18 protein-coding genes are annotated in these 23,492 nt (G+C 60.4%); 3 read left to right on the top strand and 15 right to left on the bottom strand.

The window, feature by feature from the left end:
- Window positions 1–74: 74 nt before the first annotated feature.
- Window positions 75–977: a DMT family transporter gene (locus ACR0NZ_RS02170; protein ID WP_480516640.1), complete on the top strand. Its 903-nt coding sequence runs from the start codon at window positions 75–77 to the stop codon at window positions 975–977.
- Here the strand turns inward: ACR0NZ_RS02170 and glmM are convergent.
- From glmM to ACR0NZ_RS02125, 9 genes are all read right to left on the bottom strand, one after another.
- Window positions 974–2,317: a phosphoglucosamine mutase gene (glmM, locus tag ACR0NZ_RS02165; RefSeq protein ID WP_480516638.1), complete on the bottom strand. Its 1,344-nt coding sequence runs from the start codon at window positions 2,315–2,317 to the stop codon at window positions 974–976. The two genes, ACR0NZ_RS02170 and glmM, sit on opposite strands and share 4 nt — an antisense overlap.
- A gap of 33 nt (window positions 2,318–2,350) precedes the next feature.
- Window positions 2,351–3,349, bottom strand: a complete 999-nt coding sequence (folP, locus tag ACR0NZ_RS02160; protein ID WP_480516636.1) for a dihydropteroate synthase — start codon at window positions 3,347–3,349, stop codon at window positions 2,351–2,353.
- The gene (locus ACR0NZ_RS02155) at window positions 3,346–4,266 is read right to left on the bottom strand and encodes a dihydroneopterin aldolase (RefSeq protein ID WP_480476542.1); all 921 of its coding nucleotides are present in this window, start codon (window positions 4,264–4,266) and stop codon (window positions 3,346–3,348) included. The genes folP and ACR0NZ_RS02155 overlap by 4 nt, the downstream gene beginning before the upstream one ends.
- Before the next feature lie 100 nt (window positions 4,267–4,366).
- Complete coding sequence (locus tag ACR0NZ_RS02150; protein WP_480516634.1) at window positions 4,367–5,740, bottom strand: multicopper oxidase family protein; 1,374 nt, start codon at window positions 5,738–5,740, stop codon at window positions 4,367–4,369.
- Window positions 5,741–5,813: 73 nt separating this feature from the next.
- Complete coding sequence (locus tag ACR0NZ_RS02145; RefSeq protein ID WP_480516632.1) at window positions 5,814–6,455, bottom strand: cell wall hydrolase; 642 nt, start codon at window positions 6,453–6,455, stop codon at window positions 5,814–5,816.
- Window positions 6,456–6,642: 187 nt separating this feature from the next.
- Window positions 6,643–9,183 (bottom strand): putative PEP-binding protein, encoded by a 2,541-nt coding sequence (locus ACR0NZ_RS02140; RefSeq protein ID WP_480476946.1) that lies wholly within the window; start codon window positions 9,181–9,183, stop codon window positions 6,643–6,645.
- Between the two features lie 89 nt (window positions 9,184–9,272).
- Window positions 9,273–11,492, bottom strand: coding sequence for a glycine--tRNA ligase subunit beta (gene glyS / locus ACR0NZ_RS02135; RefSeq protein WP_480516630.1), 2,220 nt, complete (start codon window positions 11,490–11,492; stop codon window positions 9,273–9,275).
- Window positions 11,493–11,501: 9 nt separating this feature from the next.
- Window positions 11,502–12,749, bottom strand: coding sequence for a sodium/glutamate symporter (gene gltS, locus ACR0NZ_RS02130; protein ID WP_480516628.1), 1,248 nt, complete (start codon window positions 12,747–12,749; stop codon window positions 11,502–11,504).
- A complete protein-coding gene (locus tag ACR0NZ_RS02125) occupies window positions 12,725–13,246 on the bottom strand; it encodes a DUF6446 family protein (RefSeq protein ID WP_480516626.1) in 522 nt (173 codons plus the stop codon). The genes gltS and ACR0NZ_RS02125 overlap by 25 nt, the downstream gene beginning before the upstream one ends.
- 78 nt (window positions 13,247–13,324) lie before the next feature.
- Here ACR0NZ_RS02125 and ACR0NZ_RS02120 point away from each other — a divergent pair, with 78 nt between their 5' ends.
- On the top strand, window positions 13,325–13,957 hold the full coding sequence (locus ACR0NZ_RS02120; RefSeq protein ID WP_480476530.1) for a MarC family protein: 633 nt from the start codon (window positions 13,325–13,327) through the stop codon (window positions 13,955–13,957).
- Window positions 13,958–13,962: 5 nt separating this feature from the next.
- Here the strand turns inward: ACR0NZ_RS02120 and ACR0NZ_RS02115 are convergent, their stop codons facing one another.
- Window positions 13,963–14,895 (bottom strand): glycine--tRNA ligase subunit alpha, encoded by a 933-nt coding sequence (locus ACR0NZ_RS02115; protein ID WP_267363360.1) that lies wholly within the window; start codon window positions 14,893–14,895, stop codon window positions 13,963–13,965.
- Between the two features lie 207 nt (window positions 14,896–15,102).
- On the opposite strand from ACR0NZ_RS02115, the gene ACR0NZ_RS02110 reads away from it, so the two are divergent.
- The gene (locus ACR0NZ_RS02110) at window positions 15,103–16,842 is read left to right on the top strand and encodes a serine protease (RefSeq protein ID WP_480516624.1); all 1,740 of its coding nucleotides are present in this window, start codon (window positions 15,103–15,105) and stop codon (window positions 16,840–16,842) included.
- Between the two features lie 70 nt (window positions 16,843–16,912).
- Here the strand turns inward: ACR0NZ_RS02110 and ACR0NZ_RS02105 are convergent, their stop codons facing one another.
- The 5 genes from ACR0NZ_RS02105 to metZ all read right to left on the bottom strand — a co-directional run bounded on the left by ACR0NZ_RS02105 (window position 16,913) and on the right by metZ (window position 23,458).
- Window positions 16,913–18,487, bottom strand: coding sequence for a 5-guanidino-2-oxopentanoate decarboxylase (locus ACR0NZ_RS02105; protein ID WP_480516622.1), 1,575 nt, complete (start codon window positions 18,485–18,487; stop codon window positions 16,913–16,915).
- Entirely contained in the window at window positions 18,487–19,935 is a 1,449-nt protein-coding gene (locus tag ACR0NZ_RS02100) for a TrkH family potassium uptake protein (RefSeq protein WP_480516620.1), read from the bottom strand. The genes ACR0NZ_RS02105 and ACR0NZ_RS02100 overlap by 1 nt, the downstream gene beginning before the upstream one ends.
- Before the next feature lie 59 nt (window positions 19,936–19,994).
- Complete coding sequence (locus ACR0NZ_RS02095) at window positions 19,995–20,633, bottom strand: hypothetical protein (protein WP_480516618.1); 639 nt, start codon at window positions 20,631–20,633, stop codon at window positions 19,995–19,997.
- Window positions 20,634–20,916: 283 nt separating this feature from the next.
- Window positions 20,917–22,020: a GTP cyclohydrolase FolE2 gene (gene folE2 / locus ACR0NZ_RS02090; protein WP_480516616.1), complete on the bottom strand. Its 1,104-nt coding sequence runs from the start codon at window positions 22,018–22,020 to the stop codon at window positions 20,917–20,919.
- Between the two features lie 247 nt (window positions 22,021–22,267).
- Window positions 22,268–23,458 (bottom strand): O-succinylhomoserine sulfhydrylase, encoded by a 1,191-nt coding sequence (metZ, locus tag ACR0NZ_RS02085; protein ID WP_480476516.1) that lies wholly within the window; start codon window positions 23,456–23,458, stop codon window positions 22,268–22,270.
- Window positions 23,459–23,492: the final 34 nt, after the last annotated feature.

Below are 23,492 nucleotides of genomic sequence, written 5' to 3'. Positions count from 1 at the left end.
TACAGTAAGTAGAAACTAACATAAAGTCAAGATCAGCCCGTGACACCGGCGCGCACGCGGGATAAGGGGATGGAATGGTTGAACAACCCACGAAGCAGGACTGGAGCGGCGTTTTCACGCTGGGGCTTATTTGGGGCGGCACATTCATGGTCGTCGCGATGGCATTGGAAGGCTATGGCCCGATTACCGTGGCGACATCGCGCACCACTTTGGGTGCGGTGACATTGCTTGTCCTGATGCGGATCACCGGGCGCCGTATGCCGGTTTTGACACCCGCGCTGACAACATCAATCCTGCTGATTGGCGTGTTGTCGACTGCGGTGCCTTTCATGCTGCTCAGCTGGGGGCAGCAATATGTACCCTCGGCCTTTGCAGGGCTGTCCATGGCCGCAATTCCGCTGATGGTGTTGCCGCTGGCGCATTTCTTTTCAGATGAGCCGCTGAACCTGCGTCGGTTTCTGGGCGTATGCCTTGGGTTTTCCGGCGCATTGGTCCTGATCGGACCCGGTCTGGCAAAGCTGGGTCAAGGGACCGAGCCGCTGGCGCAGCTGGCCTGTATCTCTGCCGCCCTCTGCTATGCCTCGACGTCGATTCTGACACGACGCTGCCCGCCGGTCGAGCCGCTGGCGCTGGCCGCGCTGACCCTGCTGGTCGGCGCTGTTCTGCTGGTGCCCATCATGCTGCTGGTCGAAGGTGCCCCTACTTGGCAGGGCAACCGCCCATCGCTGGCCCTGATTGTCCTCGGGCTGATCCCCACAGCTTTCGCCAATTTGCTGCGGGTTTCGATCACCCGCAGCGCCGGATCGGTGTTTTTGACGCTGGTGAATTATCAGGTGCCGATCTGGTCGATGGTGTTCGGGGCCTGGATCCTGTCCGAGGCCCTGCCCTTGCGGTTCTACGTCGCCCTGGCCCTGATCCTGACGGGCATGGCCATCAGCCAATGGTTCAGCTTGCGCAGGGTTCTGTTCGGGCGCTAGCCTGCGGCGGCTTCGACCTCGGCCACGATACTGTCGACGACCTGTAACAGCAGCGCGTCATCCTCGCATTCGGCCATAACGCGGATCAGCGGCTCGGTGCCGGATTTGCGGATCAGCAACCGGCCCTGCCCGTTCAGCCGCGCCTCGGCATCGGCAATGGCAGCCTTAACGCTTTGAACTTCAAGCGGAGTTTGACCGTTGGCATAGCGGACGTTCTTCAACAATTGCGGCACGGTTTCGAACTGCTTGGACAGGTCCGAGGCTTTGCGACCGGACAGAACCATCTCGGCCAGGAAATGCAGGCCGGCCATCAGGCCATCGCCGGTGGTGGCATAATCGCTCATCACGATATGACCGGATTGTTCACCGCCCAGGTTGAAGCCGCCTTCGCGCATGCGCTCGACCACATAACGGTCACCGACAGCCGTGCGTTCCAGTCGCATGCCGTGTGACGAGAGGTGCCGTTCGAGCCCCAGATTGGACATCACCGTGGCCACAAGGGCATCGCCTTTCAACTGCCCGGATTTTTTCCAGGCCGTCGCCAGCAGCGCCATAAGCTGATCGCCATCGGCGATCTGACCGGTCTCGTCGACGATAACAACCCGATCCGCGTCGCCGTCCAGACAGACACCAACGTCAGCGCCATGCGCCACGACGGTTTCGGCGGCCAGTTGCGGCTTGGTCGATCCGCAGTTGAGGTTGATGTTCTTCCCGTTGGGCGAAATCCCGATCGGGATCACGTCTGCACCCAGTTCCCAAAGAACCTCGGGCGCGGTGCGGTGGGCGGCGCCATTGGCACAGTCGATCACCACCTTGAGACCATCCAGACGCACATCGCGCGGCAGCGAGGATTTCACACGCTCGCCATATCTGAACCGGGCGTCATCAACACGACGCGCCCGTCCGATATTCTGGGCCTGAGCAGGCCGGACACCTTCGTCGATCAGCTTTTCGATGTCGATCTCGGCCTGATCGGACAGTTTATAACCGTCGGGACCAAAGAACTTGATGCCGTTGTCCTCTGCCGGGTTGTGGCTGGCCGAGATCATGACACCCAGATCGGCCCGCATCGACCGCGTCATCAGGCCCACCGCAGGCGTCGGAACCGGCCCCAGCAACAGCACATTCATTCCCGTTGACGTCAGACCGGCGGTCAGCGCGTTTTCCAGCATATAGCCGGACAGGCGTGTGTCCTTGCCGATGACGACCCGGTGCACACCGGTCGCATCACGCCGGAAATAGCGCCCCACCGCAGCCCCGATGCGCAACGCCATTTCCGCCGTCATCGGATGCGTGTTGGCCGTGCCCCGCACCCCGTCGGTTCCGAACAGCTTGCGCATTGGTGTCACTCCGTGATTTTCCGTGAAACCGGATTACCGGACAGCGGCCCATAGGCGCAAGGCCTGAGCGGTCTCGGCGACGTCGTGAACGCGAATGATCTGCACGCCCTGAGACAATCCGGCCAAAGCCACAGCAATTGAACCCGGCGCGCGGGCAGTCTTGTCAGGCTCCCGTCCAATTGTTCCGATAAAGCCCTTGCGGGACACGCCCAGCAGGATCGGGCAGCCAAGCCCGTGAAACAGGCTGAGATTGCGCAGCAAGGTCAGGTTGTGATCCTCGGTCTTGCCGAAACCGATACCTGGATCGACGATGATCAGGTCGCGCCGAAGCCCCAAGTTTTCCAGCAGAGCGATCTGGGTTTCGAGGAAGTCATAAACATCCAGCAACACGTTGTCGTAGCTGGGGTTTTCCTGCATCGTGGCTGGATCACCCTGCATATGCATGACGCAGACCGGTGTGCCCTTGTCAGCGCAAAACGGTGCCAATTCGGGATCGAACGTGAACCCCGAGACATCGTTGACCAGCCCCGCGCCCGCCGCACACGCCGCTTTGGCGACGCTGGCTTTGCGGGTGTCGATTGAAATCAGGGCATCCGTTTGTGCGCGAATCGCCTCGATCACCGGGCGGGTGCGGGCAATTTCCTGATCTGCCGGAATGCAATCCGCGCCCGGGCGCGTTGATTCCCCGCCAATATCCAGAATGGTGGCTCCATGCGCCACCATCCTTGCAGCGGCATCGCGGGCGGCCTCGACGGAACTGTGAACACCCCCGTCCGAGAAACTGTCAGGCGTGGTGTTGAGAATGCCCATGATGTGCGGCACCTGCATATCCAGCCTGGCGATGGGTGCGCGCGGGCGGGTCAACCGCTCCAGCGCCCCACCGGGAATATCCGATGCTGCCATGATCTGCGGTGCGGTATCGCGCCCAAGCGCTTCGACATGGGTAAACCACAGGGGCTGACCGGCCAGAGAATACGCGCCAGCGGGCCGGGTCTGGCCGTGCTGAACCAGCGGTCTGAAATAGATGCTCACAATTCGGCCTGATCCACGGCCACAGCCCGCAGGGGGGTTTTGGGCGTTTTCGGCAATTCGCCGCCGATGACCATCATTTCGCTGGCTTCAAAGGTCGCCGCAAACCATGCGGCCAAAGCCACGGCGTCGGAGGGCGCGGCGGACGGACCATCCACCGCGTCCAGCACGATCTTGGACGGGGCCCAGACACAGATCTGGCCGTTCTTCATGGCCCAGTCCAGTTCCGTCCGGGTTGAAACCACCTTGCAGCGGTGATCGCGCGCGGCCAGAACCCACGCGTTCTGCTCGATCGCCAGCAGGTCAATCCGGCGCTGTGTCATTGCGTGGCCGGTTTGCGGCGCAGCCAGGTCTGACGCCCCCACACACAGGATCAGCGGGCGCTGTCGGTTCTGCAACTGGTCGATCCACCCGGTCAGATTGTCCGACGCGATAGCGTCATTCGACAAGTAGACCAGACGGGGATGCGGGCGATCTTCCTCGGTCACGTCGTGATGAACCGAGTCTTTCCCCCGCACGATCTCGACCCCGAGAGCGCCTGGGCCGCGATCCAGTTTTTCGATGCGAACAAAGACCCTTACAGCCTGTGGTTCATGCAAGATACGTTCGGCTACACGCTCGGCCAGGGTTTCAAGCAGGTTCAGACGCTCGGCCGCGAGTTCATAGGCAATGGATTCCGTCACCCGGTCATAAGACAGGATGCGATCCACATCGTCGTCAATCGGGTCGGTCAGAGGCCGGACTTCGACCACGATATTGAAACAGATCCGCTGGGTTGTTCCCCGCTCGGCCTGAAACGCACCGATTTCAACCTCGACAATATGGTCGCGCAGGGAAATGCGGTCCAGCGGCCCTCGGGGCGAGGTCGCCTCGGACCGTTCGGTCGGGTGCGCAAATGCCAGTCGGATTTCAGAACTCATGGGTCCGGCCTTTTCGGCTTGTTGCAGGGCTTGCCCTCTATAGGCGTTGCAAGGGCCTATAACATTCAAACAAACGCCATTCCAACCGCCGAATGCGGCGTCAGGTAACGCGAAACCAGCTCGTCATACCCGAAGCGGCATGTCCCAGCATATGGCAATGCAACAGCCAGTCCCCCGGATTATCCGCGACCAGAGCGATCTGGCGGGTTTGTCCGCGATCAACCAAAACAGTATCGCGCCACGGGCCAAGCGATCCGTCCGGCTGGATCAGTCGGAAGTGGTGACCGTGCAAATGCATGGCATGTGGAAAGACTGTTTCATTGACGAACTCGATCCTGTGAAGACCCCCGGTCCGGGCATCCAGAAACGGGTCGGACGGGCGTTCCGCATAACCGTTCAGGGCCCAGAACCGGCCCAACTGCGCCAGTTCCTGGCCTGGCAATTCTGTGTCCCCGATCCGGGCGCTATCCAGCCAGCGCATCGCCCCGCCTTGCAGGGACATCCGGTGCAATGGTGCGGATGAGACATCCTCGATGACTGGCAAAGGGTTGGGCGGCAACGCTGACACGCCTTGTCGCGGCGCAGGTGCGAGAGGTTCGTCAACATCAAACCGAACGATGCCAAAGGCACCATCGCGCTCAACACTCACCAGACTTGCCGTATCGCCCGCAGCCACGACATCCACAACAAGATCGATGCGTTGTGCGGGGGCGATTGGGAAAGCCCCAGACAATGGGATCGGCGTTTCCAGTGGCATACCGTCAAGAGCGACGATCCAACCAGACAACCCGTCAAGATTCAGGTCAAAAATCCGCGCGTTGGAGGCGTTGATCAGGCGCAGCCGGAGACGGTCGTTCCGTCGCGCCTCAACGCGCGGGTCAAGGGATCCGTTGACAGTGATGATATTCCCCAGCCGACCAGCATGGCTGCGATCATGGCCATTGTCGAAATCATCCGTGATCTGAGCGGTTTCCGGATCAAGCCGCCAGTCGTCCAGCATCAGTACCAGATCCTGATCCACATCGGGGGCAGCACTTTCTTCGACGATCAGCGGCCCGTAAAGCCCGCGCGCAACCTGTTCCATCGACTGGTTATGCGCATGATACCAATAGGTCCCTGCGTCGGGAACGACGAAGGAGTAATCAAAGCTTGCGCCCGTCTCGACTGCGTCCTGCGTCAGGCCGGGCACGCCGTCCATGGCGTTTTCGATGCGAATGCCGTGCCAATGGACCGACGTGGCTTGCGGAAGCTGATTCATCAGTGTGCGCTGGATGCGGTCGCCCTGCCTGACACGCAGTTCAACGCCGGGGACAGACCCGTCATATGTCCAGACTTCCGTTTCAGGATAACTTGCTGGCGCGATCGGGTGTTTGGCTACACGCGCATTAAGCGGTGCAAAATCCGCGCTGGCCACACGCGGCATCAGCAATGCTGCGGCGGCGGATTGCAAAAGGTGTCTGCGGTTCAAAATCATCACGGGCCTCCTGGCCCGCAATATAGGGTGCAACCTGCCCCACGCCAGCAAGCTTCCAGCGCGGGTGCGTCAATCAGTTGCTCGCTGTCCGGTAGTTGTGACGGTAAAAAACATGCACGCCGATTTTCGCGGTCTGTTTATAGACCCGCGACCAGGACGGGCGCACCGACGTCGTGTGATAGTGTGTTGCCCCTTCGGTCAACTCATTTGCCACGCCATCAATGGCTGCCCGCGCGACTTTCGCCACACGCTCATACGCCTTTTTCTCGTGGATGACTTCCTTGCGGCCATCGCAGGTATACGTGAACTGGCACTGGTATTTCTTGCCGGTCCCCTGATGGATCACCCCGCACAGGGAATCCGGGAAACGGCTGCTTTTGACCCGGTTCAGGATCACCTCGGCAACCGCGAACTGGCCGCGCACGCTTTCGCCGCGCGCCTCGAAGTACAGGGCTTCGGACAGGCATTTCCAGTTTTCACCACCGGAGGCCTTTGGTTGCTGGTCAAGCCAGTCTTTGGAGAAGGACACTTCGACAGGTTCAGCCGCCTTGCGGGGCTGGAACAGCTTGAAATAGTCCCGAAAACTTTGCGCTGGCAGCTCGCTGCGGGCGACAAGTTCTTGTTTTGCAGTATCAGTCGCTTCCTTCTCAGCGAAGGATGCACTCGGCAGAACGGTTGCCGCCACTGCGGCAACAGCCAATATGTAACGTATCATCAGATAACCTCGCACAGGCACATCACGCGCCTTACCCTCCCCCGGCGGGCGCGACGAGGCTGATACCCCAGACTGACGCAAAGGTCCAGTATCTTGAAAAAAGCAAGTGGAAAATCGCCCGTAGCGAAAATATTTTTCGCCTACGAGTGACCGTATAACCCACTATTCCTTGGGGTCCGGCGCGGTGTCAACCCCCAAGTCTGGAGGAAATCGCCAGTTGAGCGGCAGCCAGCCGAGCGACCGGAACCCGGAACGGTGAGCATGACACATAGTCGAATCCAAGATCGCGGCAAATGGCGATTGATTCGGGGTTCCCGCCGTGTTCGCCACAGACCGAAAGGGTCACATCCGGCTTCGCGGCACGCCCGCGTTCCGCCCCGAGTTTCAGCAGCTCGCCCACCCCGTCCGGATCAAGGACATGGAACGGATCTTCGGTAAAGACCCCCTGCCGCACGTAAGCGGACATGAAACGACCGGCATCGTCGCGGGACAGGCCGTAGGTCATCTGCGTCAGGTCGTTCGTTCCAAAACTCATGAAAGCAGTCTGTGGCGCGATCTCTTCCGCGCGCAGACAGGCGCGTGGCGTTTCGACCATGACGCCCAGCCGATATTCGAACTTCTGCCCGCGTTCCGATTCAACGGCGGCGGCGACCGAGTCGATGCGGGATTTGACCAGTTCAACCTCGCGCTTGGCGGATACCAGCGGGATCATCACTTCGGGCACCACCGGAGCACCGTTTTTTCGGGCGTCAAGCGTGGCTTCAAAAATCGCGCGCGCCTGCATGTCGTAGATCTCGGGTACGGTGACACCCAGACGAACGCCGCGCAGGCCCAGCATGGGGTTGTATTCGGTCATCGCCTCAACCCGGCGTTCGACGTCGGACACGGGCAGGTCCAGCGCCTCGGCCAACTCCCGTTGCCCGGTGCGCGTTGTCGGCAGAAATTCATGCAAGGGTGGATCGAACAGGCGGATGCAGACAGGCTGACCTTCCATGATCCTGAACAGCTGAACGAAATCCTCGCGCTGCATCGGAAGCAGGCGTTCCAGCACCGCCGCCCTGCCCGCCGAGGTTTGCGCAAAGATCATTTCGCGCATCACGATCAGACGGCCGGGGTCAAAGAACATGTGTTCGGTCCGGCACAGACCGATCCCCTGGGCCTGAAAGTTCCGGGCCGTCTGCGCATCAGCCGGTGTGTCGGCATTGGCGCGGATTTCGATGTCACGCTCGGCATCGGCCCAGCCCATCAGTGTCTGGAAACAGTCATCCAACGCGGCCTCGAGCATGGCGGGCTGACCGGCCAGCACCTGACCCGAGCTGCCATCAATGGTGACAATATCGCCGGTTTTGAATACCCGGCCATCCGGTGCGGTCAGCATCTTGTCTTTCGTCTGAAACCGCATTTCCGAGGCCCCGACGATACAGGGCAGACCCAATCCGCGCCCGATCACGGCCGCGTGGCTGGTCATGCCGCCTTTTTCCGTCAGAACCGCAACGGCGGCGTGCATCCCGCGTACATCCTCGGGCGAGGTTTCCCGGCGCACCAGAACACATGCCTCGCCACGGGCGGCACTGGCCTGTGCTTCGGCCGAAGTAAACACGATCTTGCCGGTCGAGGCACCGGGGCTGGCACCAATGGCCGTGGTCAGCACATCGCGTTGCGCATCGGGGTGGACCTGACGGTGCAGTAGTTCGTTCAGCGCGTGCGGGTCGACACGCATCACCGCCTCTTGCGGCGGTATGATACCGTCTTCGGCAAGACGTACGGCAATGCGCATGGCCGCGCGGGCCGATCGCTGCACCCGGACACCATCGAGAATATGCACGGTGCCGTCCTGAATGACGAATTCGACCTGCATCTCTTCGCGCAGTTTCTCGCGCATCAGCGCGGCCTGAGCCTTGACCTCGGCGAAAGCATCTGGTGCGACCTCTTCCAGCGAGGGGCCGCGCGGGTCTTTTTCCAGAAACAGGGCTGCCACATCTTCACCCAGCGCATCGCGCCCCTGACTCTGGCTTAGATAGCGGCCGGTGATTTGTGGCATTCCGGTTGTGGAATCAACCAGTTGCAGAACGCCAGATCCGCATTCGCCTTTCCCGACGCCGGGGATCATCTCTTGGATGACCAACCCAAGCCCGGCATCTGCGGGTGCCCCCTTGGCCTGCCGCAGCAAGCGCGCGGACGTCCCGTCCCATGCACGCGCCATCGAGCGCAGAACACCGATCAGCTGTTCGCCCCTGTCCTGCGGAAAGACCTCGTCGGTTTCATCCTCGTAGGCGCGCAGCGAGTGGCGCAACCCCTCGCGGCCATCAGCTTCGATGTCATCGAACACATCCGCATCCAGCCGTGCCACGTGGATCGCATAGCTTTGAACGAACCGCAGATACAGAGCTGCGGCGGCCTCGGCGCCCATGGTGTCGGACAGGTCGACATAGCGCGCGTCGTTCATTCCGATATTGAGAACCGCGCCGGGGCCGCCCCAATCGGGATCTTCGGAACTGGGTCGGACGCATAGCAACGAGGTCGGGTCGAACTGTTCGAGGATCGCCGCAATATCCGGGATCGCCCCTTCTGCAATCTGGTGAACGGCATCAAATGACAGCGCAACGGTTCGGGGCACCGGCAGGTCCAGCCGGACCAGACGTTGCAGACATTTGGCCCGCCCGCCATGTGTATGGGCGGTGACAGGCGCGTCGGATGTAATGAGCGTTGTATTCGGATTATTCTGCACTGCAGCACCTTTTGGTTTGTCTGCAGCATAGGCGCTTGCGCCCTTCACGCAAGTGCGTTGTGGGCGCGCCTGCCAGTGCGCCCAGTCGTTTACCCTTCGATCCGGGTCAGATCGGCCACGCTGGAGCAGATCTGCCGGATCTGGCTGAGAAGGTTCAGCCGGTTGCGGCGAACAATGTCATTGTCGGTGTTGACCTGCACATCCTCAAAGAACGCATCCACCGGCCCGCGCAGCCCGGCCATGGCGGCCATGGCCGTGGGGAAATCTTCTGATTTCAGCGCGGGCTCGATTTGCGCCTGTGCTGCATCCAAAGCGGCAAACAATGCCTTTTCGCTGTCGGTTTCGGCGAATTTCACATCCGCACCGTAGGAATATTCCACCCCGTCCTTTTCTTCGGCCTGGGTCAGGATGTTGTTGGCGCGCTTGAAGCCCTGCACGAGGTTCTCGCCATCCTCGGTCGCGATCACCGCGTTCAGCGCGCGGGCGCGTTTGACCAGCAGGTTGAGATCATCATTTCCGTCCATCGCGATACAGGCATCGATGACGTCGTGACGGATGCCTTCGTCGCGGAGGAAGACCTTGAGGCGGTCGTGGAAGAACGAGAGGAGATCGTCGGATGCGTCGGGTATCTTCTTTTCAAGACTCAGGAAATCGGCACCCGACAATTCTCCCAGCCTTTCCTTGACAGTCTGGAAGGCTGCGCCAAACACGCCATGATCTGCGATTTCATCCAACAGTTCGTCAACATTTTCAGCCGCCAGCGCCTCGTTTGCAGCGCTTTCAGCACGCAGCAGCTGTCTGTCGAAAAACCGATCCAGATGCAGACGCAGGTCATTGTCGAGCACCAACCGGATAACCCCCAGCGCCGCACGGCGCAGGGCAAACGGGTCTTTCGAGCCAGTAGGCTTTTCATCAATCGCCCAGAACCCGGTCAGTGTGTCCAGCTTGTCGGCCAATGCAACGGTCACCGACAGCGGAGCAGTGGGGACATCATCCGACGGCCCCAAAGGCGAGTAGTGCTCTTGCGCGACGGCGGCCACGGCGGCATCTTCACCTGCCGCTTCGATGTAATACCGCCCCATAAGGCCCTGAAGCTCAGGGAATTCGTAGACCATTTCCGAGCTGAGGTCGGCCTTGGCCAGGCGCGCGGCTTTTTCAGCCTGATCGGCATCGGCACCGGTTACTGGTGCCAGTTCGCGGGCCAACGCGGCGATACGACCGATCCGGTCGGCCTGCGTTCCCAGTTTGTTGTGGAAGGTGACGTTCTCCAGCGCGCGGGTCCATTGTGCAATGTCCGATTTGGCGATGCGCAGGTCATTTTCCCAAAAGAACTTGGCATCGGCAAGACGGGCTGAGAGCACTTTCTGATTGCCCGCCAGAATGGTCGCGCCATTGTCAGCGGTTTCGCGGTTCGCAACAGTGACGAACCGTTCAATCCGGCCCGTTTTGGGATTGCGGACCGAGAAGAACTTCTGGTGTTCTTTCATCGAGGTTTGCAGCACCTCGGGCGGCAGGTCGAGGAATTCGTCGTCGATCCGCCCCATCAGGACAACCGGCCATTCGACCAGCCCGGCGACCTCGGCCAGCAGACCCTTGTCTTCGACCAGTTCAAGACCGGCGGCAAAGGCCATGTTCTGGGCGTCGTTCCAGATGTGCTGGGCGCGTTCCTCGGGGGACAGGACGACAAAAGCCCGCTTCAGCTTGGCCGCGTAATCGTCGAAAGACGTGACCGAAAAGCGGTTGGGCGCCATAAAGCGGTGGCCTGCTGTGGTGTCGCCGGACGAAATGCCGTCGACATCCATTGGAACCACCTGCGCCCCGGCCTCATCCGTCAGAATGCACAGGATCGAATGCAGCGGGCGCACCCAGCGCAAGCTGCCACTGCCCCAGCGCATGGACTTCGGCCAAGGGAAATTGCGGATGGTGGTTTCGAGCACTTCGGCAATGATCTCTGCCGCGGGGCGACCCGCCCTTTCGATGGTGGCGAAATAGATGGCCCCCTTGGGCGTTTCGCGTTCTTCCAGCTGATCACGGGTCAGGCCCGCGCCGCGCAGGAACCCTTCGATTGCCTTGTCGGGTGCGCCGACCTTTGGGCCCTTGCGTTCTTCCCGGATGGTGGGGCTTTTCGCCAGCAGCCCCTCGACCGCCAGCGTCAGGCGGCGGGGCGTGGTCAGGGCGGCTACGCTTGCATAGGTCAGACCGGCCTCGACCAGACCATCGGTAATCCGCTTTTTCAGATCCTCGCCGGCACGGGCTTGCATCCGTGCGGGGATCTCTTCGGAGAACAGTTCGATCAGCAGGTCGGGCATTGTCGGTCCTTAGAAATTGACGATCGTCTGAATGACGATGGCATTGGCGATATCCACAAAGAAGGCGGATACAAGGGGCAGCACGATAAAGGCAATAGGCGATGGGCCATATCGCTTGGTCACGGCTGTCATATTTGCGATAGCGGTGGGTGTGGCCCCCAACGCAAAGCCGCCAAACCCGGCGGCCAGTACGGCGGCGCGATAGTTGGACCCCATGACCGGGAACAGCACCCAAAGGACGAACAGCACCGCGAACACCGTCTGCGCTGTCATGATCACGGCAATGGCCATGCCCAGCTGCGCGATGGTCCAGAGTTGCAGGCTCATCAGCGACATTGCGAGAAACGCGCCCAGCGCAAATTCCGAAATCAACGCCAGCGATGGAGTGCGCGACACTTTCGGAGCACCGGGAAACAGCGCTTCCCGCAGATTGGCGATCACGATGCCCATGATCAGACAGGGCACGAACAGCGGCAGTTTCAGCCCGGCGGCGGCAATTGATTCATTCAGCGCATACCCCGAGATGATCGCAAGGTTCAGGTGCAGCAGGACGCGCATGACGGTCAGATGATCGATGCTTGTGGTGTGCCCGTCATGCTCATCCGGCAATCCGACGCTGGGTTCTTCGTCAGGGCGGTCAGGCGTCAGGCCGCGCCGTTCGACCAACAGGCGCGCAATCGGGCCGCCAACCAGCGCAGCAAGGACCAATCCAAGGGTGGCGACTGCCACACCCAGTTCGGTCGCGCCGTCAAGGCCCGTTGCCTGCGCCACATCCGGCGCCCATGCAATTGCCGTTCCGTGCCCACCGATCAGGGCAGCCGATCCGAACAACACACCGGCCTGTGCGGGATAGCCGAAGATCGCCGCCCCAGCCGCGCCGATCACATTCTGAAAGACAATCGTCGCCAGAGTAAGAATCAAAAGCAAGATTAACGGCTTACCACCCGCAATGAGGTCAGACAGGCGGGCGTTCAGGCCGATCCCGGCAAAAAACAGGACCAGCAAGAAATCGCGGGCTGTCAGGCCAAAGGACAGTTCGATCCCGAATACCAGATAGAGCATCAGAACCACCAGCGAGGCCAGCAGGCCCCCTGTCACGGGTTCGGGGATGTTGAAGTTGCGCAGGGTAGCGACACGGGCATTGATCTCGGCCCCGATCAGATAGACCGCAAACCCCAGTGTGGCCGTCAGGAAATCGGGGATTTCTATGACATGACCCACGATCTGCTCCTTCAGTTTTCCGGGCGCGGCGGGCATTCCTCGCCCACGACGGTACCGTCATAGGCCTTTTCACCACAATTGTTCAACGCGTGCCAGACATAGCCCTTACCATCCGCGGTGATCGCCACAATCCGGTCGACGCCGAAATGGATGTTCTTCACCCCCATGAACGCCCGCGCCTGCCCTGATTCAAGCGCATCCGCCAAAGACACCGCATCGTAGCATTCAAACCATCCCGGTGCGGTCAGGGGTTCGGAGTTTTCGACAGGCACGTATCCAGCCATCTGGTCCGGCGACAATTCGGTTTCGAAGCAGGCACGATACCGGATCGGCGAGCTGTCGGCGTCGATTGCCTGAAACCCGGAATAGGCGATGGGCTCGGGCACACCGCCCGCATCCGTCATCAGGGTAACGTCCTGCCCCGGTTGCGGTTCGACCTCATAATAATAGCCGTAGACCTGTAGATAATACATGCCGACGCCTGCCACGATGGCCGACAGCAGCAGAAGAATTGTCAGCAGTTTTCCCGTCATCTTTCAGGCCGCCTCTTTCAAGTTCTTGTAAAATAGGACAGGTTTCATCCGGGGACAGGCAGAAACGAGGTCAACGCGATGGAATCCACCCTTGCCGTCGGATTTTTCGGCGCATTGTTTGCGATCATGAACCCGGTCACCAACCTGCCGGTGTTTCTGAGCGTCACTCAGGACCTGTCCGCCGCCGAACAACGCAAGATTGCGGTCAAAACAGCGGTTTACTGCCTGATCCTTGGCGGCGCCTTTGCCTTGGTCGGTAGTCAGGCGCTTGGCCTTTTTGGCATCAGTGTCAATCATCTGCGCGTCGCCGGTGGTCTGGTTGTCATGATGATCGGCCTTAACATGCTGAACGGACACGAAAGCACCTCTCATCACGGGACGAAGGGGGAAAAGGACGCTTACCCCGAACCGGATACCGTCGCCTTTTATCCGCTGGCCTTTCCCGTTTTGGTCGGCCCCGGCACGATCACCACGCTGATCCTGTATGCACACCAGATCAAGAAGCCCGTAGAAGCCATTGTTTATGCTGGTGTATTCCTTGCCATTGTTGGCCTGCTTCTGATCACGTTCTGGAACGCGGCCTGGCTGGCCCAACGCCTGTCCGACACCGCGCGCGTGATCATGAGCCGCTTTATGGGGATGATTCTGGCGGCTATCGCCGTCAGCATGATCGCGGACGGCCTGAAAGCCCTGTTGCCGGGGCTGGCCTGATCGCCTCATCCGGCGCTGAACCCGGCGGCCTCGGTCTGCACAAAGGCATCCGCGCATTGCTTGGCCAGCGCCCGCACGCGCCCGATATAGGCCTGCCGTTCGGTGACCGAGATCACGCCCCGTGCATCCAGCAGATTGAAGATGTGTGACGCCTTGATGCATTGGTCATAGGCCGGATGCGCCATGATAATACGCTTGCCGGTTTTCGGGTCGTCATGTGCCTGCGCCAGGATAGTGGCGCATTCAGCCTCGGCCTCTTCGAAATGGCGCAGCAGAACCTCGGTATTGGCCACGTCAAAGTTCCAGCGGGCGTATTCCTCTTCCGTCTGTTTGAAGATGTCGCCGTATTTCAGCGGGCTGGGCGATTGCGGATCGTTGAACGGCATGTCCATCACGTGGTCGATGCCCAGCACATACATCGCCAGACGCTCGAGCCCATAGGTCAGCTCGCCCGAGACAGGCGTGCAGTCATGGCCGCCGACCTGCTGGAAATAGGTGAACTGGCTGACTTCCATTCCGTCACACCAGACTTCCCAGCCAAGCCCCCAAGCGCCCAGCGTGGGGCTTTCCCAGTCGTCTTCGACAAAGCGGATATCATGCAGGTCCATGTCGATGCCGATGGCCTGAAGGCTGCCCAGATACAGCTCCTGCAAATCCGGCGGGCTGGGTTTGATCAGCACCTGATACTGGTAGTAATGCTGAAGCCGGTTGGGGTTTTCGCCATAGCGCCCATCCGTGGGACGGCGCGACGGTTGAACATAGGCTGCGGCCCATGCCTTGGACCCCAGCGCCCGCAAAGTGGTAGCGGGATGGAACGTCCCTGCCCCGACCTCCATGTCATAGGGTTGCAGAATCGCGCAGCCTTTCGAGGCCCAGTAGGACTGAAGCCTAAGGATGATTTCCTGAAATGAACGCGGTGCGCTGGTCGGTTCGGTCATGACATTCCCTCTGGGCGCCCCGTGCGCCCGGTTCCGGTCGGTTTGGCCCTTCCTATGCAAGGGGTCGAGGGGCGTCAACGGGGCTTTGGGCTGTGGCTGTATCTGCGCGGCCACACCACAAATTCCCCGCATTCACAGCATGGTATTTGGCAAATGAAATCGCGTATTCTGCACCTCAGTACAAACACCGCATAACACGGGCAGACTATGACACGCGTATTTTCAGCAATTCTTTTGTTTCTTCTGGTCGGCCTGCGCGCCGCGACCGCACAACAAGATCCCGGCGTCTGGGTTCAGGTCGAGGCGCAGCCCTCGCTGCGCGAAGCGCAGGACCGGGCGCAAGCCTATGCCAGCACCTTGCCCGACGTGAACGGGTTTCGGCTGAACAGCGGCTGGTATGCCATAGTCATTGGCCCCTATTCGCGCGGCGATGCCGAGCAGGTTTTGCGCGTATACCGGGCCGAGGGGCAGATCCCGCGTGACAGCTTTGTCGCGTTTTCAAGCGCGCTGGGGCAGCAATTCTGGCCGGTCGGCGAAAACGCGGTGAACCGCGACGTTGTTAGCGTGCTGACAGAACCGGCAGCACAGGCGGAAGAACCCGTGGCGGTTACGACCGCACAGGATTCGGATGAAACCCGCGAACAGGCGTTGCAATCCGAGCGCCTTTTGACGGCGCAGGAACGGAAAGACCTGCAAACAGCCCTGCAAGCGGCGGGTTTCTATAATTCGACCATCGATGGCGCTTTCGGTCAGGGAACCCGCCGGTCGATGGGCGATTGGCAGCGGTTCAACGGGTATGAGGCGACGGGCGTTCTGACCACGGTGCAACGCAAGGCCCTGATGGATGAATACAACGCGCCGCTGATCTCGGCCGGGATGGACCGGTATTCCGATGACGCGGCCGGAATTGCGCTGGACATGCCGTTGGGTACAGTCAGCTTTGACCGCTATGAGGCACCGTTCGTGCATTTCAAAAGCGCCTCGGACCTGAACGCCCAGGCCCTTTTGATCAGTCAGGAGGGTGACAAGAACACGCTGCGCGCCCTTTACGAGGTGATGCAGTCGCTTGAGATTGTTCCGCTGAATGGCCCGCGCGAGCTGGGCCGCGACCAGTTCACCCTTGAAGGGCGCGGCAATGGGATCGTGTCATTCACGCAGGCGCGGCTGGATGATGGAAAGATCAAGGGCTTTACACTCGTCTGGCCCGAAGGGGACGAAGCGCGCCGCCTGCGTGTTCTGGCTGCGATGGCGACCAGCCTGAGCACAACCGGCGCGGTTCTGGATGCCGCCGCCGGTGCGGATGCGGAACAGCGCATCGATCTGGTCTCGGGTCTTCAGATCCGCAAGCCCCGGTTGTCGCGGTCGGGCTTTTTCGCTGGTGCGGACGGCACGGTTCTGACGGTGTCCGAAGCCGCCGAAAGCTGCACCCGGATCACTCTGGAAGGGGATCAGGAGGTTCAGCTGGCGCTGACGGACCCGGAGCTTGGTGTTTCGGTCTTGCGCCCTGCAAAAGCTCTTGCCCCTATGAGTGTTGCTGCTTTCAGCACCACCCAACCGCGCATCCAGTCCGAAGTGGCCGTATCCGGCTTTTCCTACCAGGGGGCTTTGGGCGCACCGACGCTGACCTACGGCCAAATCGCGGATATCCGTGGCCTGAACGGCGAGACGGGTGTCAAACGGCTGGCGCTGAACGCACAGCCCGGCGATGCGGGCGGGCCGGTCTTCAACGACAGCGGCAACGTGGTTGGCATGCTGCTGCCCACACCGTCCGAGGGGCGCACCCTGCCCGCGTCAGTCAGCCTTGCGGCAACGGTCGAGCGGTTGACAGAAATCCTGACGAAAGCCGGTGTTTCCGGTCAGTCGAGCGAGGAAACCACCCGGATTTCCCCCAACGAGCTGAACCGGCGCGCGACCGGAATGACGGTTCTGGTGCATTGCTGGGATTGAACGCGCGCAGATATTGAAACCAGACATTGAAACATCAAAGCGCCGCATGAACCTGCGGCGCTTTTATTTGTTACAGAATGTCCGGGGTCACGTGGATCAAGGTCGGGACAGGTGCATCGAAAGCCGCGCGAACCGCGCTCTGCATCTCAGCCAGAGATGAAGGGGCTGAGGCGCGCGCGCCAAAAGCTTCGGCCAGCTTGCAGAAGTCCGGGTTATGCGCCACCACTGCATTGGGCGCGATCTGGCTGCGGACCATGCTGTCTTCGATTTCTTTCAGTTTGCCATTGTCCCACAGGATGATCGGCAGCGACAAACCCAGTTCGACCGCAACACCCAGTTCCTGCATCGTATAGTGGAACCCGTAATCCCCGGCGATAACCGCCGTTGGTTTGCCGCGCCGCGCCACCGCGCCGCCAATTCCGGCCGGTAGACCATAGCCCAGCGTTCCGAACCCGGTCGGATGGTGCCAGTGATGCGGATAGGCCATGTCCCACACCTCTTTCGCGACATAGGCGAATTGGGTCATGTCGGAATAGATCATGGTATCAGCGGGCATCGCGGCGCGCAGCGCATCGGCCACTGCTGCAATTCCGGGCCGTTCGGCATCCACCTCGGCCCGCCACCGGGCGCGGGTTTCGGATATTTCGTCGGGCGACCAGCCGGTTGCCGGTTTCAGGTTTTCGGTCGCCTGCCACAAGGCGCGGGCAAAGCTTTCGCTGTCGGTTTGCAGTTTGATCGCGGCGCGATGGTGGTCCGACAGGACTTCGGGATCAAGGTCAACGCGGATCAGCGTTGACGAATGCCCAAGGTCGCTGCGCCACAGATCGACCTCGCCCAATTCGGCGCCGACCGCGATGACCAGATCCGCCGAGGCGATAACCTCGGCGCTGCCGGGGCGCGGCAGCGACGCGCCGAAATCCAGCGGATAGTTTGCGCCCGGCAGCCCGCGCCCTGCGTATGTAGTAAAGCATGCAGCCCCAAGCTGTGTCAGAATCTGCCGCCAGTCGTTGGACTTGCAACCGCCCCCAAGAATGAACAGCGGCCTGCGCGCAAGGTTCAGCATCGAGACAACCGGCGATACGTCAGGCGGCAACGCCTTGGTGCGCAACGCGGGCTGGTTGGGGAAAGGTGCCGGGTCGGCCTCGGCCTGCAACTGCGCGATTGGCACCTGAATGTGCTTGGGGCGCGGGCGCGACAGCTCGAATTCTTCAAAGGCGCGTTCGACCAGCGCATAGGCGGCCTCGGCCGTGTTGGCCTGTGCCGACCAGTCGGCAACAGTTCCGGCCGCAAGGCGCTGGTCCTTCATCTGGTGCAACTGGCCGCGCAGGGCCTGTGTTTCATCAAGGCAGGACGACACCACCAGCATCGGCACCGAGTCGCTGTAGGCCTGCCCGATCGGCGTCATGATGTTGCACAGGCCGGGCCCGGTGATCACATAGGCAACCCCCGGCTTGCCGGTTGCGCGGGCATACCCATCGGCCATAAACCCCGCCCCCTGTTCGTGACGGGCCAGAACATGTTGGATGCCAGCCTCTTCGATGCCGCGATACATTTCCTGATTGTGAACGCCGGGTATACCGAAAATCACGTCCACGCCACGATCCTTGAGCATATGCGAAATCTGCGCGCCAAGGGGTCTTTTCATCAGCCTCTCCAGAATTGAACAGTGAAGATCGCGTAAACGGCCAACAGCTCGAGCCGCCCGACCAGCATCCCGATTGTCAGCAACCATTTAGCCGTGTCGTTGAGATTTGCGAAATTGCCCGCTGGTCCGATCTGATCGCCCAGACCGGGACCGACATTGGCCAGCGCGGTCGCTGCCCCGGAAACGGCTGTGATAAAGTCCAGACCGGTCAGCGCCAGCGCCCAGGACAGAACGCCCATCGACAGGACAAAGAACATGAAGAAGCTCATCACCGAGGTCAGAATACCCTGCCCCACAGGCCGCCCATCATAGAGCGGCACGAACACGCCATGCGGAGACCTGATCCGTTTGATCTGACTTTTGATCGAGGCAAACAGCAGCTGATAGCGGAATATCTTGATCGAACATGCCGTCGATCCCGCGCAGCCGCCAATCAGGCCGATCAGGAAGAACATCATGATCGGAAAGCTGCCCCAGCCCATGTAATCGACACTGGCATAGCCGGTCCCCGAGATGATCGAGGTGATGTTGAACAAAGATTCCCGAAACGCCTGTTCCCAGTGATGCGGAAAGACCGATGTCAGGAAAATCGACATGATGATGACCAGAACCAGAATGGTCGCCAGAAACACGCGAACTTGACTGTCTTTCCACAAGGACGCTGTATGGCCGTTTGCCAGCTGGACGTAGCGCACAAAAGGAAGCGCCGCCAAAATCATGAAGACCGACGCCGCATATTCGGCGGGCCCCGAGAAGGTTCCGAACGAGGCGTCATAATTCGAGAACCCGCCGGTCGAAAGCGTTGTCAACGCATGTACCAGGGCGTCGAAAAAGTTCATTCCCAGACCGGCGTAAACCAGCGCGCAGACAAGTGTCAGGAAAACATAGATGAGCGAAATCTGACCCGCGATTTCTTGCGCGCGGGGCAGGATTTTTCCCATTGTTTCAAAACCTTCCGAGCGGAAGATTTGCATGCCGCCAACGCGCAGCTCGGGCAGGAACACCATGGCGACAACGATGATCCCGATGCCCCCCAGCCATTGCAGGATACCGCGCCACAGCAAAAGCCCTTGCGGCAGGGTGTCCAACCCGGAAATCACCGTTGAACCTGTTGTTGTCAGGCCGGACATCGCCTCGAAATACGCATCGACAAAGCGCAGCTCGGTTTCACCGAACAGAAACGGAATTGCGCCAAACAGGGGCAGCGCCGCCCAAACACCGGTTGTCAACAGGAAGGTCTGGCGGATGGTCAGCCCTTCGTCCACACCGTTCGAGCAGCTCATCGCCAGAACGGACCCGGTCAGCGTCGTGATAATCGCGCTTTCCAGAAACACGTGCCATTCCCCGCGCCCCTCGATCAGGTCCGCGAGCATAGGCAGCAGCATGGTTGCCCCAAGAATGGCGACCAGCAAGCCAATCACATATCCGACCGGGCGAAGATCCATCATGACGCGCAGGGTTGGCGTGCCAACCCGACCGTGTCAAGCAGATGATCCCGGTTTACCCGTCAGTTTTTGGCATCTGCTCCGGGCATCACGGGTGGTTTGGACGGGGCACGAGTTTTTCGCGCCTGCGGTTTGCGCGGCTCTGTTGCCGGGGCAGATTTCGCCTGCACCTCAGCCGGGGCAGGATCGGCCGGTGTCGGCTTAACCTGCGTTGCCTGAACAGGCGCCGGTTTTGCAGGGGCGGGCTTGGGCGTTACGGGCGACACGGTTGCGGTCGCAGGTGTCACCGTAGATTCAACAGGTTTTACTGCTATTTCATCCCTAACCGCTGGTGTCGGTTTGGCTGCCGCCGGGGGTGCTGCCGTGGGCCGCGGACTGGCTGAGAACTCAACCGGTGTGGCCGCCGGCTTGGACGGTGCAGGTTTGCGGGCCAGCTTTTTCTTGGGCGTTGACGATTTCACCGGTACGCGTTTCGCACGGGTCGCGGCGGGTTTGGGTTTGGCCACCGGTTTTTCCGCCGGTGTTTCCACCACAGGAACCGGTGCTGATGCTGCCAGGTGCAGGGCGTGGGCCGGCACCATCGGCAGTTCAAGTGCCGAACGGGTCATGATCTGTGCGATCTTGATCTGGTTGACGATCGCATAGCCAGCCATGCGTATAGCTGCGGCCTGAAGCTCTAGCGGTTGGGTAATCGGATTCATTCCATAGATCTCCTCTGAAAACGATGCAGCCCGAAGAGTGAGGGTAAAGCGCCCTGCCCGCTCGGGGGGTCCGGGCGGAGGTTGGGGTCTTGCAGTCCAAGGCGTCTCACGTCTCGGCTTCCTTTCGGGTGACACACCATTGAGCGCGCCGGTGTGCCGAAGCTGCATTCCCCGTCAGGATACAGGAAGTCTTCACGCAATTGCAGCATTTTTGCTGCACTGCGGCGAATGAGCGCCGATCAGATAAATCTCTGATTAAATTCTAGCCACTTACCCGAGACGTTCAGCCAACGTGAAACAGGGTCGTAAACAGTTTCGGGTCCAGGCTGGACGCGGTGAAGGTTGGGCCTTCGGTCAGAATCGACACGGCGTCATGGCTGTGCAGGCTCTCTTGATGGCTTGCGACAACGCGAAAATCGCCAACGTGATGATCTGCCAGAAGCTCGGCGCAGAACAGGCGCGCGGCATCTTCGACAAAGATCGGATTGGCTGCGTTCAGCTCGGCAAATGCCTGTTCATCTTCGCGTTTCACCATGACCTGAGTTTCCGTCGGAACCGCACGGCGGCACAGCGCAATCAGGTCTTCAAACCACAGGCAATCCGCATCGCAATCCACGACAACCGAGATCCGTGCGACGGAGCGTTGCGAATGCGGCGTCGCCAGCTGACCGCGCATCGACCGGGCATGTTCGCTGAGTTCCAAAGAACATGGGCAGGTCGAGGAATAGACATAGTCAAGGTGCATGATCTTTAAACGCACACCGTTCTGTTCGACCAGTTCCAGCGCTATATCGTAATACTGGTACCCTTCAAGGCCCGAGCGCAGGCTTTTGATCCTATCCGGGTAAGAAAAGCGCATCTGGATACGGGCGTCGAAACTGTCCAGATCGGACATGTAATCATCCAGAGCGGATTCCATGACCTCAAAGCTGAACGTCCGTTCCGCATGTTTATAGAAAGACCGCATGATCCGGGACATATTGATGCCCTTTTTCTCGGCCTCGAGGCTGACCGTGCCGGTGATCGAGGTTTCCAGCGTCAGGTCTTCACCCTCTTTCCGGTGGAACCGGATCGGCAGGCGGAAGTTCGAAATACCCACATGTTGAATCTGCTGTTTGGCCCCACGGATCAGGCTGGACGGGCCGTTCTGCAAATCCGGCAAGGAAGCGCGGTACGCTGCATCGACGGTAAAGTCATCGGGGTAAGCGCGCGAAAAGGGCGGATAGTTGCCCGCCGCCAGACCGGGCAGCAGCCGGGCCACAGCCGGGTCAAGCTGGTTTATATCGGCTTCCGAGGCGGACTTTGCCCATTGCCGCAAAACGTTCAAAGCCTCGGCAGCCTTGTCCCGATCCGGTTTTTCATCAATGTCGCGCGGGTGAACGTTCATCAGCGGCAGTTCCTTGGTTGGTCGTCGGACTATATATGACTGATGGTCTATTACCAGTCTAACCCGATACGTCGGCAATAGCAGCCCGGATTGAAAAATCCGGCGCAAAACCGTCATCTCGCAACAGTTAGCGCCTTTTGAAGGCGGGAACAGCGGGCGGTGCGCCTAGCTGCCGCCCGAAACAGAGTGGCCGCATAGGCACGCAGCCAGCCCCCACGCACGAAATGGGCGCGCGGGGGGCTTTGGTTTATTTCTGCGAGGCTTCCAACGCTTGCTGAAGGTCGGCCAGCAAGTCACCGGCATCCTCAAGCCCGACGGAAAAGCGGATCAGACCCGGTGTAATGCCCAGCTGATCCTTCTGCACGTCACTAAGACGCTGGTGCGTTGTTGTCGCCGGGTGCGTCGCGATGGATTTGGCATCGCCCAGATTGTTCGAAATCACAGGAATGGTCATTGCGTTCAGGAAGGCAAACGCCGCATCCTTGCCGCCCTTAATGTCCAGCGACAGCACGGTTCCGCCCTTGCCGCCCAACTGGGTCTGAACCAGCGCGTTCTGGGCATGGGTTTTCAGACCGGGGTAAAGTGTACGTTCCAGCGCCGGGTGCCCTTCCAGCGCCTCGGCAATCTTTTGCGCGCTTTCGGCTTGAGCATTGACCCGCAGCGCCATCGTCTCAAGACCCTTGAGCATGATCCACGCATTGAACGGGCTCAGCGCGCCGCCGGTATGCTTAAGATAGGGTTCAACTGTTCCTCGGATGAAGTCCTTGGTTCCGATGATCACACCGCCCAGCGCACGGCCCTGCCCATCGATATGCTTGGTCGCTGAATAGACGACCACATCCGCACCCTGCTGGATCGCGCGCGAGAACACCGGGGTCGAGAACACGTTGTCCACCACGACAACGGCTCCGACCGCATGGGCCAGATCGGCCACGGCGGCGATATCGATCACCTCAAGCGTGGGGTTCGACATGGATTCAAAGAAAACGGCCTTGGTGTCCGGGCGGATCGCAGCCTTCCACTGTTCCAGATCGGTGCCGTCAACAAAGGTCACGTCCACGCCATAGCGGCTCAGGATGTTTTCAAGGATATAGAGGCACGAGCCGAACAGCGCCTTGGCCGAAACGACATGGTCCCCGGCCTTCAGCATCGAGGTCAGCGCGCCGTTGACGGCGGCCATACCCGAGGCCGTCGCAAACGCATCTTCGCCGCCTTCCAGCGCCGCGATGCGCTGCTCGAACATGGACACGGTCGGGTTGCCGTAACGGGCATAGATGAACTCGTCCGGGCCACATTCCAGAAACCGGGCCTCGGCCTGTTCAGCGTTTTCGTAGACGAAACCCTGCGTCAGAAAAATCGCCTCGCTCACCTCGTTATACTGGCTGCGACGGATGCCGCCATGGACGGCTTGGGTGCGTTTGTTCCAGTTCTCGCTCATCTCAATCCTTTCAGCCTCGGGTGGAGGCAAACAA

The sequence above is a fragment of the Ruegeria sp. AE3 genome, assembly GCF_056542225.1.
Note: the sequence above shows the minus strand (reverse complement) of the source record. Positions and strands in the feature narration are given on the sequence as shown.

Excerpts from the sequence above, each read along its gene's own strand:
- gltS (WP_480516628.1), bottom strand. The coding sequence starts at position 12,749 with ATGCCCGCCGCGCCCGGAAAACTGAAGGAGCAGATCGTGGGTCATGTC.
- metZ (WP_480476516.1), bottom strand. The coding sequence starts at position 23,458 with ATGAGCGAGAACTGGAACAAACGCACCCAAGCCGTCCATGGCGGCATC.
- ACR0NZ_RS02095 (WP_480516618.1), bottom strand. The coding sequence starts at position 20,633 with ATGAATCCGATTACCCAACCGCTAGAGCTTCAGGCCGCAGCTATACGC.
- ACR0NZ_RS02150 (WP_480516634.1), bottom strand. The coding sequence starts at position 5,740 with ATGATTTTGAACCGCAGACACCTTTTGCAATCCGCCGCCGCAGCATTG.
- ACR0NZ_RS02120 (WP_480476530.1), top strand. The coding sequence starts at position 13,325 with ATGGAATCCACCCTTGCCGTCGGATTTTTCGGCGCATTGTTTGCGATC.
- ACR0NZ_RS02145 (WP_480516632.1), bottom strand. The coding sequence starts at position 6,455 with ATGATACGTTACATATTGGCTGTTGCCGCAGTGGCGGCAACCGTTCTG.
- glyS (WP_480516630.1), bottom strand. The coding sequence starts at position 11,492 with ATGCCCGACCTGCTGATCGAACTGTTCTCCGAAGAGATCCCCGCACGG.
- ACR0NZ_RS02110 (WP_480516624.1), top strand. The coding sequence starts at position 15,103 with ATGACACGCGTATTTTCAGCAATTCTTTTGTTTCTTCTGGTCGGCCTG.
- ACR0NZ_RS02155 (WP_480476542.1), bottom strand. The coding sequence starts at position 4,266 with ATGAGTTCTGAAATCCGACTGGCATTTGCGCACCCGACCGAACGGTCC.
- glmM (WP_480516638.1), bottom strand. The coding sequence starts at position 2,317 with ATGCGCAAGCTGTTCGGAACCGACGGGGTGCGGGGCACGGCCAACACG.
- ACR0NZ_RS02100 (WP_480516620.1), bottom strand. The coding sequence starts at position 19,935 with ATGATGGATCTTCGCCCGGTCGGATATGTGATTGGCTTGCTGGTCGCC.
- ACR0NZ_RS02115 (WP_267363360.1), bottom strand. The coding sequence starts at position 14,895 with ATGACCGAACCGACCAGCGCACCGCGTTCATTTCAGGAAATCATCCTT.
- folE2 (WP_480516616.1), bottom strand. The coding sequence starts at position 22,020 with ATGAACGTTCACCCGCGCGACATTGATGAAAAACCGGATCGGGACAAG.
- ACR0NZ_RS02170 (WP_480516640.1), top strand. The coding sequence starts at position 75 with ATGGTTGAACAACCCACGAAGCAGGACTGGAGCGGCGTTTTCACGCTG.
- ACR0NZ_RS02105 (WP_480516622.1), bottom strand. The coding sequence starts at position 18,487 with ATGAAAAGACCCCTTGGCGCGCAGATTTCGCATATGCTCAAGGATCGT.
- ACR0NZ_RS02125 (WP_480516626.1), bottom strand. The coding sequence starts at position 13,246 with ATGACGGGAAAACTGCTGACAATTCTTCTGCTGCTGTCGGCCATCGTG.